15 protein-coding genes are annotated in these 13611 nt (G+C 63.5%); 8 read left to right on the top strand and 7 right to left on the bottom strand.

Annotation, left to right across the window (positions count from 1 at the left end; all coding sequences use genetic code 11):
- Window positions 1-369 precede the first annotated feature (369 nt).
- Window positions 370-1830: a metalloprotease TldD gene (tldD, locus tag HNO79_RS02815; RefSeq protein ID WP_200410225.1), complete on the top strand. Its 1461-nt coding sequence runs from the start codon at window positions 370-372 to the stop codon at window positions 1828-1830.
- Between the two features lie 81 nt (window positions 1831-1911).
- On the opposite strand, the gene HNO79_RS02810 is transcribed toward tldD, so the two are convergent.
- From HNO79_RS02810 to HNO79_RS02800, 3 genes are read right to left on the bottom strand one after another with little or no spacing between them, the layout of a single operon-like run.
- Window positions 1912-2658 (bottom strand): pyridoxine 5'-phosphate synthase, encoded by a 747-nt coding sequence (locus HNO79_RS02810; protein WP_048856112.1) that lies wholly within the window; start codon window positions 2656-2658, stop codon window positions 1912-1914.
- The gene (gene pdxA, locus HNO79_RS02805; protein ID WP_048856113.1) at window positions 2655-3638 is read right to left on the bottom strand and encodes a 4-hydroxythreonine-4-phosphate dehydrogenase PdxA; all 984 of its coding nucleotides are present in this window, start codon (window positions 3636-3638) and stop codon (window positions 2655-2657) included. Before pdxA ends, HNO79_RS02810 begins: the two co-directional genes overlap by 4 nt.
- The gene (locus HNO79_RS02800) at window positions 3631-5037 is read right to left on the bottom strand and encodes a M20/M25/M40 family metallo-hydrolase (protein ID WP_214164658.1); all 1407 of its coding nucleotides are present in this window, start codon (window positions 5035-5037) and stop codon (window positions 3631-3633) included. Before HNO79_RS02800 ends, pdxA begins: the two co-directional genes overlap by 8 nt.
- A 356-nt stretch (window positions 5038-5393) precedes the next feature.
- Between HNO79_RS02800 and HNO79_RS02795 the strand changes: the two genes are divergently transcribed.
- A complete protein-coding gene (locus HNO79_RS02795) occupies window positions 5394-6833 on the top strand; it encodes a hypothetical protein (RefSeq protein ID WP_214164657.1) in 1440 nt (479 codons plus the stop codon).
- Window positions 6834-6909: 76 nt separating this feature from the next.
- On the opposite strand, the gene HNO79_RS02790 is transcribed toward HNO79_RS02795, so the two are convergent.
- Window positions 6910-7194, bottom strand: a complete 285-nt coding sequence (locus HNO79_RS02790) for a hypothetical protein (RefSeq protein WP_214164655.1) — start codon at window positions 7192-7194, stop codon at window positions 6910-6912.
- Between the two features lie 132 nt (window positions 7195-7326).
- Between HNO79_RS02790 and HNO79_RS02785 the strand changes: the two genes are divergently transcribed.
- Genes HNO79_RS02785 through HNO79_RS02775 form a run of 3 tightly spaced genes read left to right on the top strand, consistent with a single transcriptional unit; the run spans window position 7327 to window position 9144 of the window.
- Complete coding sequence (locus HNO79_RS02785) at window positions 7327-7743, top strand: LapA family protein (RefSeq protein WP_214164654.1); 417 nt, start codon at window positions 7327-7329, stop codon at window positions 7741-7743.
- 56 nt (window positions 7744-7799) lie between these two features.
- Entirely contained in the window at window positions 7800-8507 is a 708-nt protein-coding gene (pyrF, locus tag HNO79_RS02780) for an orotidine-5'-phosphate decarboxylase (RefSeq protein WP_010513564.1), read from the top strand.
- A 13-nt stretch (window positions 8508-8520) separates the two neighbouring features.
- Window positions 8521-9144 (top strand): phosphoribosylanthranilate isomerase, encoded by a 624-nt coding sequence (locus tag HNO79_RS02775; RefSeq protein WP_214164652.1) that lies wholly within the window; start codon window positions 8521-8523, stop codon window positions 9142-9144.
- On the opposite strand, the gene HNO79_RS02770 is transcribed toward HNO79_RS02775, so the two are convergent.
- Both HNO79_RS02770 and HNO79_RS02765 read right to left on the bottom strand, forming a co-directional pair.
- Window positions 9141-9458 carry a hypothetical protein gene (locus HNO79_RS02770; protein ID WP_010513561.1) on the bottom strand — a complete coding sequence of 106 codons (318 nt, stop codon included), beginning with the start codon at window positions 9456-9458 and terminating at the stop codon, window positions 9141-9143. The genes HNO79_RS02775 and HNO79_RS02770 overlap by 4 nt on opposite strands.
- A 286-nt stretch (window positions 9459-9744) precedes the next feature.
- A complete protein-coding gene (locus tag HNO79_RS02765) occupies window positions 9745-10182 on the bottom strand; it encodes a DUF721 domain-containing protein (RefSeq protein WP_010513560.1) in 438 nt (145 codons plus the stop codon).
- Between HNO79_RS02765 and mutY the strand changes: the two genes are divergently transcribed.
- The 3 genes from mutY to hemH all read left to right on the top strand — a co-directional run bounded on the left by mutY (window position 10181) and on the right by hemH (window position 12676).
- Window positions 10181-11341, top strand: a complete 1161-nt coding sequence (gene mutY / locus HNO79_RS02760) for an A/G-specific adenine glycosylase (protein WP_214164651.1) — start codon at window positions 10181-10183, stop codon at window positions 11339-11341. The genes HNO79_RS02765 and mutY overlap by 2 nt on opposite strands.
- A gap of 53 nt (window positions 11342-11394) precedes the next feature.
- Window positions 11395-11520 (top strand): hypothetical protein, encoded by a 126-nt coding sequence (locus tag HNO79_RS17375; RefSeq protein WP_258367809.1) that lies wholly within the window; start codon window positions 11395-11397, stop codon window positions 11518-11520.
- An 82-nt stretch (window positions 11521-11602) separates the two neighbouring features.
- Entirely contained in the window at window positions 11603-12676 is a 1074-nt protein-coding gene (gene hemH, locus HNO79_RS02755) for a ferrochelatase (protein WP_214164650.1), read from the top strand.
- A 9-nt stretch (window positions 12677-12685) separates the two neighbouring features.
- On the opposite strand, the gene HNO79_RS02750 is transcribed toward hemH, so the two are convergent.
- Window positions 12686-13279 carry a hypothetical protein gene (locus HNO79_RS02750; RefSeq protein WP_244987402.1) on the bottom strand — a complete coding sequence of 198 codons (594 nt, stop codon included), beginning with the start codon at window positions 13277-13279 and terminating at the stop codon, window positions 12686-12688.
- Between the last annotated feature and the right edge of the window lie 332 nt (window positions 13280-13611).

The raw sequence follows: 13611 nt of genomic DNA, 5'->3' as shown, positions 1-13611 counted from the left end.
GTGATGCGGTTGGCGCTGTCTGGGCCAGGGCGGGTGTACCCGCGTAAAGAAGGCTGGCCAGCAACAGCCCGGCCTGACGGGGCGCGGACCGGGACAGACTAGAACCGCACAGGAGGGAAACTTTCACGAGACGACATTTCTCCAAACAATGAAAACCTGATTTTTGCACAATGCCCTGCCTTGCGTCCCTACCACAAAGGGAAACCATCCAGATGGAGGGAAGTTCATTTTCACGCATGGTACCTGTCATGAAGACAGACCAGCTTTTCCCCTGGGGGCAAAACCGTCTATGCTGCGTGCCCTTCCGGCCCGCAGCGGCCTGATCGTGCCCGTCTTCAATCCTGTTCCGCCAACCGGAGTCACCATTTCATGCCCTTATCCCTTCAGGGTCTTTCCCCGCTGGCTGCAACCGATACCCTGTTCTTTGAACGCGCGGGCGCGCGCCTTGGCCGTCCCGATGCCGAACGTCTGGTCCAGCATGCGCTGGAGGGAATGGATGATGGCGAGCTTTTCCTGGAATATCGTGAAAGCGAAGGGATCTCGCTGGATGAAGGGGTGATCCGTTCCGCCACCTTCGACACGTCATCCGGATTCGGCCTGCGTGCCGTGCTGGAGACGGAAACCGGTTTCGCCCATTCCGATGACATAAGCGAAAGCGCCATCCGCCGCGCGGCTGAAACCGTCAGCCAGATCCGGGCCGGGCGGTCGGGCACGCTGGCGGCAGGCCCGCGTTCGACCAACCACCGTCTGTATCCCGACATCAACCCGCTGGAAGAAGGGGCGTTTGCATCGCGGGCTGCCATGCTGTCGGAACTCGATGCCTATGCACGTGCGCGTGACCCGCGCGTGGTGCAGGTCATGGCGTCGATTTCCGCGGAATGGCAGGCGGTCCAGATCATCCGCCCCGATGGGCAGCGCATGGCCGACATCCGTCCGCTGGTGCGCATGAACGTGTCGGTGGTGGTGGAACACGATGGTCGGCGCGAAAGTGGCGGCCATGGGCTGGGTGGCCGGTATTCCTACACCCGCCTGCTGTCGCCTCAGGTGTGGAAGGGCGCCGTGGACGAGGCCCTGCGCATGGCGCTGGTCAACCTTGACGCCCGGCCTGCGCCCGCGGGGGAAATGGAAGTGGTGCTGGGGGCCGGCTGGCCCGGCATCCTGCTGCATGAAGCGGTGGGCCATGGGCTGGAAGGGGATTTCAACCGCAAGGGCACGTCCGCCTTCGCCGGGCTCATGGGCAAGCGCGTGGCGGCCCCCGGTGTCACGGTGGTGGATGACGGCACCCTGCCCGAGCGCCGGGGCAGCCTGACCATCGATGATGAAGGCACGCCCACAGGACGTACCGTGATGATCGAGGATGGCATCCTGACCGGCTATCTGCAGGACCGTCTCAATGCGCGCCTCATGGGCGTGGCCCCCACGGGGAACGGGCGGCGGCAGTCCTATGCCCATGCGCCCATGCCGCGCATGACCAACACCATCATGCTGGGGGGCGACGCCACGACCGATGACATGATCCGCAGTACGAAGCGCGGGCTGTACGCGGTCAATTTCGGCGGGGGACAGGTGGATATCACCTCGGGCAAATTCGTGTTTGCCGCATCCGAGGCCTATCTGATCGAGGACGGGAAGATCACCACCCCCGTGCGGGGGGCTACCCTGATCGGCAATGGCGCAGACGCCATGACCAGGGTCACCATGATTGGCGGTGAACCCGCGCTGGACCCCGGTATCGGCACCTGTGGCAAATCGGGGCAGGGCGTGCCGGTGGGCGTGGGCCAGCCGACCCTGAAAATGACCGGCCTGACCGTAGGCGGCACGGGTGGCTGATGGATAAAAGCTTTCGGGCGCCGCCTTTTTGAAAAAAGGCGGCGTGCTTCGAAGCTTGAAGCTTTACCGAAAACGTCTTTTTTACGTCCGTGCCGCGGCGATGACCGCCTTCATGTGACGGATCACGGCAGGCAGCCCGTCAAAAATGGCCTGCCCGATCAGGAAATGCCCGATATTCAGTTCCATGACCTGTGGCAGGGCGGCAACCGGGCTGACATTGTCATAGGTCAGCCCATGGCCTGCATGGACCTCCAGTCCGCAATGCGCGGCATGTGCCGCCCCGGTGGCCAGACGGCCCAGCTCCACGGCGCGGGCTGCCGCATCCATGGCATCGGCATAGGCACCGGTGTGCAGTTCCACCACGGCCGCCCCCAGTTTCGCCGCCGTCTCGATCTGCGCCGCATCGGGGTCAATGAACAGTGAGACACGAATTCCCGCGTCCCGCATGCGCGCAATGCGGGGGGCAAGGCTTTCGGCCTGTCCCCGCACATCCAGCCCGCCTTCGGTCGTGACCTCCTGCCGCCGCTCGGGCACCAGGCAGCACGCATGCGGGCGCAGGCGGGTGGCAATAGTGGTCATTTCCTCGGTCGCGGCCATTTCCATGTTCAGCGGGATCGACAGTTCCGCGCGCAGGCGTTCAAGGTCGGCATCGCGGATATGGCGGCGGTCCTCGCGCAGGTGGGCGGTAATGCCGTCGGCGCCCGTTTCCTGCGCCAGCAGGGCTGCCTTGACCGGATCGGGATGCGTGCCACCGCGTGCGTTACGTACTGTGGCGACGTGATCGATATTCACACCCAGCCGGATGGGGGCGGGAAGGGATGCTGTCATGACCTGTTCCTGTGTTCGGCCATCTGCATGGCCATGTGCAATGCCGCGACAAGGCTGGAGGGATCGGCCAGGCCGCGTCCCGCAATGTCGAAGGCGGTGCCGTGATCGGGCGATGTACGGATGATCGGCAGCCCGAGCGTGGTGTTGACCCCCTGCGTCATGTCGATGGTCTTGAGCGGGATCAGCGCCTGATCATGGTACATGCACATCGCCACGTCGTACCGTGCGCGGGCGGCGGGGGTGAACATGGTATCGGGCGGCCACGGGCCGGTAATGTCCATGCCATCGGCGCGCAGGGCCGCGATGGCGGGAGCGATGATGGTCTGCTCTTCCGTGCCCATGCTGCCGTCCTCGCCCGCATGGGGGTTCAGCCCGGCAATGGCGATACGTGGCGTCATGATGCCGAAATCCCGCTGCAGGGCCGCATGGGTGGTGCGGGTTGCGGTGATGATGGCGTCGGTATCCAGTTCATCCAGCGCGCGGCGCAGGCTGACATGGATGGTAATGGGCACGACCCGCAGTTCGGGGCAGGCCAGCATCATGACCTCGCGCCCCGGCACGTTGCACAGCGCGGCCAGGTATTCGGTATGACCGGGATAGGCAAAACCGGCTTTTTTAAGCACGATCTTGCTGATCGGACAGGTCACCACGCCGGCCGCCTGTCCGTTGCGCGACAGTTCCACCGCGCGCGCGATGGATGTGGTTATGGCGTTGGCATTGCGGCTGTCCGGCTGTCCGGGCCGCACGGGGGCGGCCAGGTCAACCGGCAGTACCGGCACGGCATGGACGAACGTGTCCGCCGCCTGTGCAATGGTCCCGATTTCGCGCACCGGCACGTCGTGGCGTGCGATCAGCGCCGCATCGCCCAGCACGGCAAAACGCACCGGGCCGTCCCGCAGGGCCCGCCACGCGCCCGCCGTGATTTCTGGCCCGATTCCCGCCGGGTCGCCCATGGTCAGGGCAAGAGGCGCATCAGTCATCTGTGCGTGCCATGGCGTGCAGGATGCGGACCCATGACCGTATGCCCTTGTGGAAGGACGTCAGGTCATACTTTTCATTGGGGGAGTGGGCGCGGTCATCATCCAGCGCGAAGCCCACCAGCAGCGCTGACATGCCCAGTATGCGCTGCATGTCGCCCGCGACCGGAATCGACCCGCCACAGCCAATGGTCACGGCGGGCGTATTCCATTCCGCACCCAGCGCGCGCAGGGCCGGTTGCAGGCCAAACGCATCATCGGGCACCGTGCAGGCCACGGATCCGCCACACGGCGTAAACGTAACCGTGCAATCATCGGGCAGCATGGCGCGGACATGGGCGCAGAAGGCCTGGCGGATACGTACCGGGTCCTGTCCTGCCACCAGCCGGAACGAAACCTTGGCCACGGCCTCACCGGGCAGCACGGTCTTGAATCCTTCACCGGTATAGCCGCTGGAAATGCCGTTGATTTCAAAGCTGGGACGGCACCATGTCTGTTCAATGGCGGTATAGCCCTGCTCCCCCGCCGGGGTGGACAGCCCGACCTCGCCCAGGAATGCGGCGTTGTCGGGGGCGATGTCGCGCCACCGCGCGCGCAGTGCCGGGGCGGGGTCTTCCACGCCCGCGTAGAAACCGGGCAGCACGACGCGGCCCGTTTTGGCATCACGGATGGAGGCCAGCACGCTGCACAGCAGTTCCGCCGGGTTGCGCGCGGCATTGCCATATATGCCCGAATGCAGGTCGCGGCTTGCGCAGCGCAGGTGGATTTCCTCCCCCAGCATGCCGCGCAGCGTGGTGGTGATGGCGGGTACGCCGGGCAGCATGGCGGTATCGCAGATCAGCCCCACATCGGCGCACAGTTCCTCGCGATGCGTTTCCATGAAGGGAACAAGGCTGGGACCGCCGCATTCCTCCTCGCCCTCGATCAGCAGCGAGATGCGCACCGGCAGTGTGCCGGTCGTGGCGCGGATGGCGCGGATGGCCTCAATGAAGGTCATGACCTGGCCCTTGTCGTCCGACGCCCCGCGCGCGACGATGTGCGTGGCCCCATCGGCACCGGTAACCAGTTTCGGCTCGAACGGGCCGCTGTCCCACAGGTTCAGCGGATCGACGGGCTGGACATCGTAATGACCATAGAACAGCACATGCGGGCCGGCAGGTGGCGTGCGGTCATGGGCGACCAGAATGGGGTGACCGGGCGTCGCGTGCAGGGTCACATCAAACCCCAGTTCGTCAAGCTGGTCACGCAGCCACAGCGCCGCCTGCCTGCAGTCATCCGCATGTTCGGGCTGGGTGGAGATGCTGGGGATGCGCAGGAACGCGAACAGTCGCTCCAGCGCCGCATCAAGTGTGCGGTCCGCCTGTTCCAGGATGGGAGAAAGGGAAGAGGGGAAACTGGTCATGCATTCTCCGTCATGTGACAGGCATCGGGCAGCCCGGAGGGGATGATGGGATTTTGCCTGTTATGGAAGCAAAAGCAACGTGTCCCTGCACCACAGGCTGCATCCACCCGACCATAAGAAAATGTACCGGCTATTTCTGCAGAAATATTTTCAATCGACCGGGTCACGATCGGCAATGGAGGAATTGATCGTTCCCGGTGAATATCTATTATGTAGTCAGGATCGGAACAGGGTTTTAAACCGCCAATATGACATTATGGAAAAACGTAAAGTACCTATCGCTTTCTTTTAGTGCGACTGTTATTTCATACTTTTTTTATACCAGAATATTTTATAATGCCCCAGGCATCCTGAATATGATCATCAATTCGGACAGTCTTGTCCTGCCCCGGATGGGGTGGGAGATGTGGCATGTGCCGCACGCCTGGCAGCATTTCCAGTGGCCGCGCGTTCCCAGCCTGTTCCCGGACATGCTCTGGTTCTTTCTGGCCGAACGTGTCGGGCTTGACTGGCGTGCCGCTCTGGACGGTTTTTTCCTTCTCTCGCTGTGTCTGATGACTGTCTGCATGGCGTCCGTTATCTGGCGCATGGGCAACCTGTTCTGGCTGCAGTCCCTGTTCCTGTCTTCCGTTACGCTGACGGCCTATGTGGCATGCGTTTCCGCTGGCGTGTACGTAAAGGGATTCAGGGACATGTCCGCCCTGCTGGAACTGTTTCTGCCCGCCTATCATGGCAGTTCATTCATGCTGTCGCTGCTGGCGGCGACAATGGCAAACATGGAATATGACCGGGGCAGCAGGATTGCGAATTTCTATCCTGCAGCCTGTCTGTGCCTTGTCGCCACCTTCAGTGATCCCCTGTTCGTGACAACATTCGCGGTTCCCTTTGCCCTGTCGACCCGCGTGTTCGCGCTGGTGCACAGGAAGGACACGACACCGGTGTGGAACGCCCTGAAGGAAGGGATTGCAGGCCCCGTGTTCCTGCTGGCGGCCTGTACCGTCGGGTTTATGGGGCAGGAACTGCTTTACAAGCAGAACCTGGGGGGAATGTTCAAGCACTTCCCGCTGGTTGCCCTGCCGGAAATTATATATTCCGCATGCTTCAGCATGCGGGCCTTCTGCTGTCTGGTCCTGTTCGCGCTTTCCATCATCCCGTTCAGCAGGATATGCGCGAAAATATCAAAACATGAAATCGAGCCGTATAAAGAACTGTTATTTTACCAGGGCTATATGGCATCGGTAATAGCGTTATGTATATTGTCGATAACGTATGTCGACATATCACTTTACAGATATGCCCTGCCGCTTACCTGGTGGTCGATCGTCTTCCTCGTGTCATGCATTGATCCTGTTTCCGTCAGGAAATTATCAGATTATGTCATGGTGGTCCTGCCCTGCGCGGCCATGTATTTCGTGTTGACCGGCAAACATGAAAACAGACTCTATGGATGGCATTCCCCGCTTGAGACCTGCCTCTCCCAGAACCATGACAGGCTGGGCCTGCAAGGTGGGCTGACGCATTACTGGCTGTCCAGAAAGGTGGCGGCGTCCTCGAACTGGACATTGCAGGTCGAGCAGGTGGCGGGCGGAAACCATATTTTCATCTGGGGCAACAATCCCGACCTGTACACGCATGACGTGCATGGTTTCGATAAGATGCCCGTATTCAATTACTTTATTGATGATGGGACGGAAGACCTGAAGGCGCTGTATAGCGACATGGGGCCGCCTGCCCATGTCCTGCACTGTCCTGAAGCGGATATCCTGGTGTTCGACCAGCCAATCAGGCTGCAGTAATCCTGCATATCGGGGCTGCCGGCTTTCCATACGGACTGCGACCGGGCCCTCCTGTCGTGCCGGGTGGCATGCGCGTCTAACATTGCCCGTGCAGGAACCCCAGCGCGGGCAGGGGGCGCCACGCGCGCGGCAGGTCCGCGCGGCGATAGGGACGGATGGTATGGCGGGGGATTGCGATTTCATTGCGTTCAAGGAAATTGCGGTAGGCGGCGACCTGCCGGTTCCGCCATTCGCAATCCGCCTCGGCCGCGGCGCGGGTGGGGTAGATGCTGGCGATGCGCGTCCCGCGCCCGCTGAACGCCACGACCGCCCACGATTCATCACGGCGTGCAGTGGTCCGGAATGTGACAACCTTGCCCATTGCTCTGTCCCTGTTCCGGTTTACGGTGTCTGTCATGCACGCAAGCATGGCTGTGGCCCGCAGCGCAAGCGGCACGCCGCATGAATTGATTTTCTTGCAGGTGTCGGGTGTTGGGGGTAGGGAACAAGGATCATGATACGTCTTTTCATCACCCTGCCCGTGATTGTGGCACTGATCATTTTCGCGGCCTGTAATCAGGCGCCGGTGGAACTGTCATGGCTGCAATGGAAATGGACGTCATCCCCCGGCGTGCTGGCGCTGCTGGTCGCTGCCCTGCTGTACGCCACGGGGTCTGCGAGTGTCTGGGTCGTGGTACTGCGCCAGATGCGCCGCGCCCGCCGCGCGGAACAGGAAGTGCGCACCCTGCGCGCCCGCATGCCTGAAAATGACGTGGCCGCGCCCCGCGCCCCCGGTCTGACATCCGCCCCGGCCAGTTCCCCCATGGTGAAGGCATATGAGGCCGAACAGGCGGGGGCACCGCCCGCCGCGTCGGAACCCGTCGTGGTGACGCCACCTGCGGGCACGACGGAAAAACCACCGGGCATCTGATCCCTTACGCCCCGAAACCTGTCATTACCTGCATGCCTGACCATGGAGCACCGCCAATGTCCGGACGGTCCACGCGCCTGATTGTTGCCCTCGATACCAAGGATACGGCACAGGCCATGCGCTGGCGTGCCGAAAGTGCCGGGCATGCCGGAGCGGTCAAGCTGGGGCTGGAGTTCACCTATGCCCGGGGGCTGGAGGCTGTGCGCGACGTGGCGGGGGACAGCCCGCTGTTCCTGGACCTGAAGCTGCATGATATTCCCAATACGGTGGCGTCGGCCATTGGCAGCCTGAAGGCCGTGCGGCCCGCCATGCTGACCATCCATGCCGCAGGTGGCCGGGCAATGATCGCCGCCGCCCGACAGGCGATTGACGGGACCTTTCCCGACGGCGCGCGTCCCCTGCTGCTGGCCGTGACCGTGCTGACCAGCATGGATACGCAGGCCATGCATGAAATTGGCGTGGAGGGCAGCGTGGAGGCACAGGTCGTCCGCCTCGGGCAACTGGCCATGGAATCCGGCGCGGATGGTCTGGTCTGTTCCTCGCACGAGATTGCGCCCCTGCGTGCGGCGCTGGGCGAGGCGCCGGTGCTGGTCGTGCCCGGTATCCGCCCTGCGGGAAGTGCCGTGGGGGATCAGAAGCGGATCATGACCCCCGCACAGGCGCGTGCGGCAGGGGCGGACTGGATCGTGGTGGGGCGGCCCATAACCCGTGCGGCAGATCCGGCTGCCGCTGCCGCCGCGATTGCCGCCGAACTGTCAGACTGATGGGAACGGGGATATGACGGTCAGGGTCAAGATATGTGGCATCCGCGACCAGATGGGGCTGGATGCCGCATGTGCGGCCGGGGCGGACTGGGTCGGCTTCGTATTCTTCAGCCGTTCGCCGCGCTGTGTCACGGCACAGGTGGCCGCCCCCCTTGCCCGCGCCATCGCGAATGACGGTCCCGGACGCATTGGCCTGTTTGTGCGCCCCACGGATGACGAGATCCGTGCCGTGCTGGATCACGTCCCGCTTGACGGATTGCAGATATACGATGACGCGTCCCGGGCGGCAGCCATCCGCGATAGGTTCGCCCTGCCGGTCTGGCTGGCCGCCGGTATTGGCAGCACGGTCGACCTGCCTGCCTTCTGCGCGGTGGATGGTCTGGTCATTGAATCACGTGCCCCGAAGGGATCGGACCGCCCCGGGGGCAATGCCCATGCCTTTGACTGGACCCTGACCGCAGGCTGGACCGCCCCCGTGCCATGGCTGCTGGCGGGCGGGTTGCGGCCCGATAACGTGCGGCGCGCCATTGAATGCAGCGGGGCTCGGGGGGTTGATGTCTCCTCGGGGGTGGAATCCGCCCCCGGTGTCAAATCGCCCGAGCTGATCCGCCAGTTCGTGCAGGCCGCGCGCGCCTAGCGGTAATAGCCGTAATAAGGCGGCGGTGGCGGCGGCGGATACCCGTAGACGTAGGGCGGCGGCGGATAGGCATAGGCAGGATAGGGATAGCCATAATACCCGTAACGATAGGGCGACATCGCGAGGCCCATGGCCGTGCCCGCGGCAAGGCCCATGCCCAGGCCGCCCCAGCCCCAGCCCCAGCCACCGCCGCGCCAGCCGCCTCCGTGCCAGCCGCCACCCCAGCCGCCACCGCGCCAGGCATAGGCGGCGGGAGCGGGCATGACGCCGACCAATCCCATGGATACAGCCAGCAGAAGAGCTAACTTGCGCATCGGGTCGGTTCCTTTCCCGTAACAGTGTGCCAACAGATATTGGCACGTTCAGGCGGAATATCCAGCCTTCCCCGCTGGCGTGCACATGACAAAAGGGAAAGCTGTCCGTGTGTCACCCCGCCTCGTTCCGGGGAATGACAGCTGGCGGATGCCAGAAGGTTGCGCAAGGCAACCGCGTGCTGGAAATAAAAGTTTTTGGGTGCTGCCTTTTTTAGGAAAGGCGGCGTTCAGCGCAGCTTTTTGGAAAACGCTTCACCAGAAATGTCCTTGCAATGTGCCGGGCATCTCATCGGCGGCCGGGGCCACGCGGTGCAGTCAGCCAGCCACCAAGACGAGCAAGGGCGTCCTTGAGCGGACCATCAGGCATGTCATCAATCTGCACGGGTGCGGGGGCGGCCTGGCGGCCTGGCGGCGGGGTGGAAGGACGCGGTGGGGCGGTCAGGTCCTGGACCATTTTCAGCCGCCTGACCACGCCCTGTCCGCAGGTGGTGTTGATGCGCGCGATGACGGTGGGGGCCAGGTGCTGCAGTTCCATGGCTACGGGCCCGCGACACCCGACCGTCAGCGTGCCGGCGGACAGCCTGCGCGGCACGGTCATGCTGGCAAGGTGAGGGCCGACGATATCGGGCCAGTCCGTCATGACCTGAATGGCGGCGGGGGACTGCTTGCGAAAGACAGGCCGGCTGATATGCGGCAGCAGGGCCGCCAGACTGCGCGTGCGCATGGCCCGGCGGGGTGGTTCGGGGGGCGTGGCGTCATTCTTTCGCTTGCTGCGGGTCGGCGGGTTCGTCATAAACGGGTCCGTGTTACCTTCTGCTACCGATCTGTTACGCTGGTATGACCGGCATCGCCGCACTCTGCCATGGCGCGTGCTGCCGGGCCAGAGCGCAGATCCCTATCGCGTGTGGCTGAGTGAAATCATGCTGCAGCAGACCACGGTTGCTGCGGTCATTCCCTATTTCGAGCGTTTTCTGGACGCCTTCCCCGATGTGACGGCCCTGGCCCGCGCGCCGCAGGACCGGGTCATGGCGTTGTGGGCCGGTCTTGGCTATTACGCCCGCGCGCGCAACCTGCATGCCTGTGCGCAGGCGGTGGCGGAAAATGGCGGCCGCTTTCCCGATACGGTGGCGGGCCTGCTGGAACTGCCGGGAATCGGTCCCTATACCGCTGCGGCCATTGCCGCCATCGCCTTTGGCCGCCCGGTCGTGCCGGTGGATGGCAATGTGGAGCGGGTGACGGCGCGGCTGTTTGCCATGACCGATCCGCTGCCCGGATCACGTAAGGCCATTGCCCGGCAGGCCATGACGCTGAATGCGGACAGGGCGGCCATCGCCCGTCCGTCCGACTTCGCGCAGGCCCTGTTTGATCTGGGTGCGGGGGTCTGTACACCGCGTACCCCGGCCTGCGTGCTGTGCCCATGGCGGGAGGCATGTGCCGGAAACCGGCAGGGAATCGCCGCGACACTGCCATGCCGGGCGCCAAAGGTGGCGCGGCCGGTAAGGCATGGCGTGCATTTCTGCATGGTGGATGCGGCAGGCGGCATCCTGCTGGTCCGTCGGCCTGAAAAGGGGCTGCTTGGCGGCATGATGGGCCTGCCCGGCCCGCACTGGCGTGATGCGGCATGGCCACGGGCGGAGGCACTGGACCATGCGCCTACCGCACCCCGGCTACGCGCGAAATGGCAGCAGGTCGGGCAGGTGAAGCATGTCTTTACCCATTTCATGCTGATCGTGGATGTCTATGCGGCGCGCGTATCTGCCTTTCCCAATAGTCTGGTCGGACAGGGCGGGCTCATTCATTACGGGAATGATGTGGATGTGGCGCTGCCCACACTTATGCGCAAATGCGTGGAACTGGCACGGGACAGCAATATTTTTGATTGACGCGGGCATGATATGCGCGGTTGACTGATCATTGTCCGATCAGGAAAGGGACCGTGATGTTCACTTTTGTCCAGATGCTTTCCCCTGTTGTCGCCCTGCTGGGGCTTGCTGGCATTGCCTGTTACCTGCGCGCACCGGCGCGCGCGTTGCAGCCGGTCCGTGTGCGGACCCGCCGCTGATACGTGGCATGCGCGGGTTGGCGGGGGATGACGCCCGCCTGTTTCTTTGCATCCCGGCACGGCTTCATGTAGCAGCCGTTTCATGACATTCATTACCGTAAATCGTGCGGCACGGCATGAAAATGCCCCGTCGCGTGCCGGGGTGCTGCTGAGCAATCTGGGCACCCCGGATGGCACCGGTTATGGCGCAGTGCGCCGCTATCTGGCGGAATTCCTGTCGGACCGACGTATTATCGAAGCCAGTCCGCTGATCTGGAAGCCCATTTTGTACGGGCCGGTGCTGACCTTTCGCCCCCGCAAGTCGGGGGAGGCCTATCATCGCATCTGGCACCATGACCGTAATGAAAGCCCGTTGCGGACATACACCCGTGCACAGGCCGAGCAGCTTGGGGCGCGGCTGGCGGCGGATGATGTGCCGGTGGCGTGGGGCATGCGGTATGGCCAGCCATCCATAAAACAGGCGCTGCATGACCTGGTGGGGCAGGGATGCGACAGGATCCTGCTGGCGCCACTGTACCCGCAGTACAGCGCCACCACGACGGCAACCGCCAATGATCAGGCATTCCGCGCGCTCATGCGCATGCGCAACCAGCCAGCCATCCGCACACTGCCCCCGTTTGCCGATCATCCCGCCTATATTACGGCCCTGGGCCGGTCCATTTCGGCCCGTCTGGCCACGCTGGATTTCAGACCGCAGATGATTGTGGCGTCCTTTCACGGGCTGCCCAAAATCTATGTGGAAAAAGGCGACACCTATGCCGCCGAGTGCCAGCGCACCATTGAGGCACTGCGTCAGGCCATGGGGTATGACGAGGAGATGATGCCGCTGACCTTCCAGTCACGTTTCGGCCCGGCGAAGTGGCTGGAACCCTATACGGCGCCCTTTATCGAATCGTTGCCCGCGCGCGGGATCGAACGCATTGCCGTCATCACCCCCGGCTTCATTTCCGACTGTATCGAGACACTGGATGAAATCGGCAATGAGGCGGGGGATGCCTTTGTCAGGGCTGGTGGCAAGGAACTGGCGTTGATCCCGTGCCTGAATGATTCCCCCGATGCCATCGACCTGCTGGAAACCCTTGTGCGGCAGGAACTTGGCGGCTGGGTGCCCCGGGCGGGTACGAATGTCGTCCCGCGCCAGGGCGCTGCGTCCTGACCACGGGCCTTAGGGCCGGTCGCAGCTTTCGGTCAGGGTGTTATAGACCTGACCCTTCGGGCAGGTGACGGACCTGGCGGGTGCGGGCTGGCCCGTTGCCGGCTGTCCCTGCTGTGCCGGGGCAGTCTGGTCGGTCAGGAGCGTGGACAGGTCCTTGTCATAAACGGAATCATCTTCCGGTGCGTTATTGCCCGTACCGTTATAGATTTCAGGCGCGGCCTGATAGCTGGCGCCGGCTGCGGCCGCCCCCATGGCGGCGCCCATACCATAGCCCATGCCGTAGCCGCCCCAGCCCCAACCCCAGCCGCCCCATCCACCCCATGGATAGCCCCAGCCGACATAGGCGGGGTAGTAGCCGCCGCTCCATCCACCCCAGCCCCAACCGCCGCCTCGCCAGCCACCGCCCCGGCCACCACCGCGCCAGTCACCGCCACCCCGGCCGCCGCCGTGCCAGCCATCGCCGCCCCGGCCGCCGCCGAAGCCGCCACCGCCACCATGGAAGCCGCCGCCCCCACCCCCGCCATGCGGTTCGGCATGGGCGACCGGTCCGCATGCGATCAGTGCCAGCAGCGCACCTGTCATGACATGTTTCAGCTTGAGCATGTTCCATTCCTGCATATCTGAATGCGATGTATCGCAGAAAATCACCCGTCCGGAAAAGACGTGGCCTGTCACGTGGCCGGATTGCCCCATGGTAACCGGCGTCATGGTGGGCTGCCTGATACCTGCCGTCCGGTTCCGGGCAGCGTGTGCTCCATATAGGTATTTTCCGTCCGGTTTGCACCTGTACGCAGGTCAGGGCATGACACCATAAAAAATGGTCAACGTGGCATATGAAATTATTGCAGCCTGTTCTAACGGTATCCATCGGACCCGGTTCGGGTCAGCATGAGGCACGCATGCATCTGTCAGGATATCGGGATCAGGACATTGTC

The sequence above is a fragment of the Komagataeibacter oboediens genome, from assembly GCF_018491655.1.
Lineage (GTDB): Bacteria > Pseudomonadota > Alphaproteobacteria > Acetobacterales > Acetobacteraceae > Komagataeibacter > Komagataeibacter oboediens.
The sequence above is the reverse complement of the archived record's forward strand: the minus strand, read 5'-3'. Positions and strand labels throughout refer to the sequence as shown.

Bases quoted from the DNA above. Each gene is read 5' to 3' on its own strand.
- tldD (WP_200410225.1), top strand. From the start codon at position 370: ATGCCCTTATCCCTTCAGGGTCTTTCCCCGCTGGCTGCAACCGATACC.
- HNO79_RS02810 (WP_048856112.1), bottom strand. From the start codon at position 2,658: ATGACAGCATCCCTTCCCGCCCCCATCCGGCTGGGTGTGAATATCGAT.
- pdxA (WP_048856113.1), bottom strand. From the start codon at position 3,638: ATGACTGATGCGCCTCTTGCCCTGACCATGGGCGACCCGGCGGGAATC.
- HNO79_RS02800 (WP_214164658.1), bottom strand. From the start codon at position 5,037: ATGACCAGTTTCCCCTCTTCCCTTTCTCCCATCCTGGAACAGGCGGAC.
- HNO79_RS02795 (WP_214164657.1), top strand. From the start codon at position 5,394: ATGATCATCAATTCGGACAGTCTTGTCCTGCCCCGGATGGGGTGGGAG.
- HNO79_RS02790 (WP_214164655.1), bottom strand. From the start codon at position 7,194: ATGGGCAAGGTTGTCACATTCCGGACCACTGCACGCCGTGATGAATCG.
- HNO79_RS02785 (WP_214164654.1), top strand. From the start codon at position 7,327: ATGATACGTCTTTTCATCACCCTGCCCGTGATTGTGGCACTGATCATT.
- pyrF (WP_010513564.1), top strand. From the start codon at position 7,800: ATGTCCGGACGGTCCACGCGCCTGATTGTTGCCCTCGATACCAAGGAT.
- HNO79_RS02775 (WP_214164652.1), top strand. From the start codon at position 8,521: ATGACGGTCAGGGTCAAGATATGTGGCATCCGCGACCAGATGGGGCTG.
- HNO79_RS02770 (WP_010513561.1), bottom strand. From the start codon at position 9,458: ATGCGCAAGTTAGCTCTTCTGCTGGCTGTATCCATGGGATTGGTCGGC.
- mutY (WP_214164651.1), top strand. From the start codon at position 10,181: ATGGCCCGGCGGGGTGGTTCGGGGGGCGTGGCGTCATTCTTTCGCTTG.
- HNO79_RS02765 (WP_010513560.1), bottom strand. From the start codon at position 10,182: ATGCGCACGCGCAGTCTGGCGGCCCTGCTGCCGCATATCAGCCGGCCT.
- hemH (WP_214164650.1), top strand. From the start codon at position 11,603: ATGACATTCATTACCGTAAATCGTGCGGCACGGCATGAAAATGCCCCG.
- HNO79_RS02750 (WP_244987402.1), bottom strand. From the start codon at position 13,279: ATGCTCAAGCTGAAACATGTCATGACAGGTGCGCTGCTGGCACTGATC.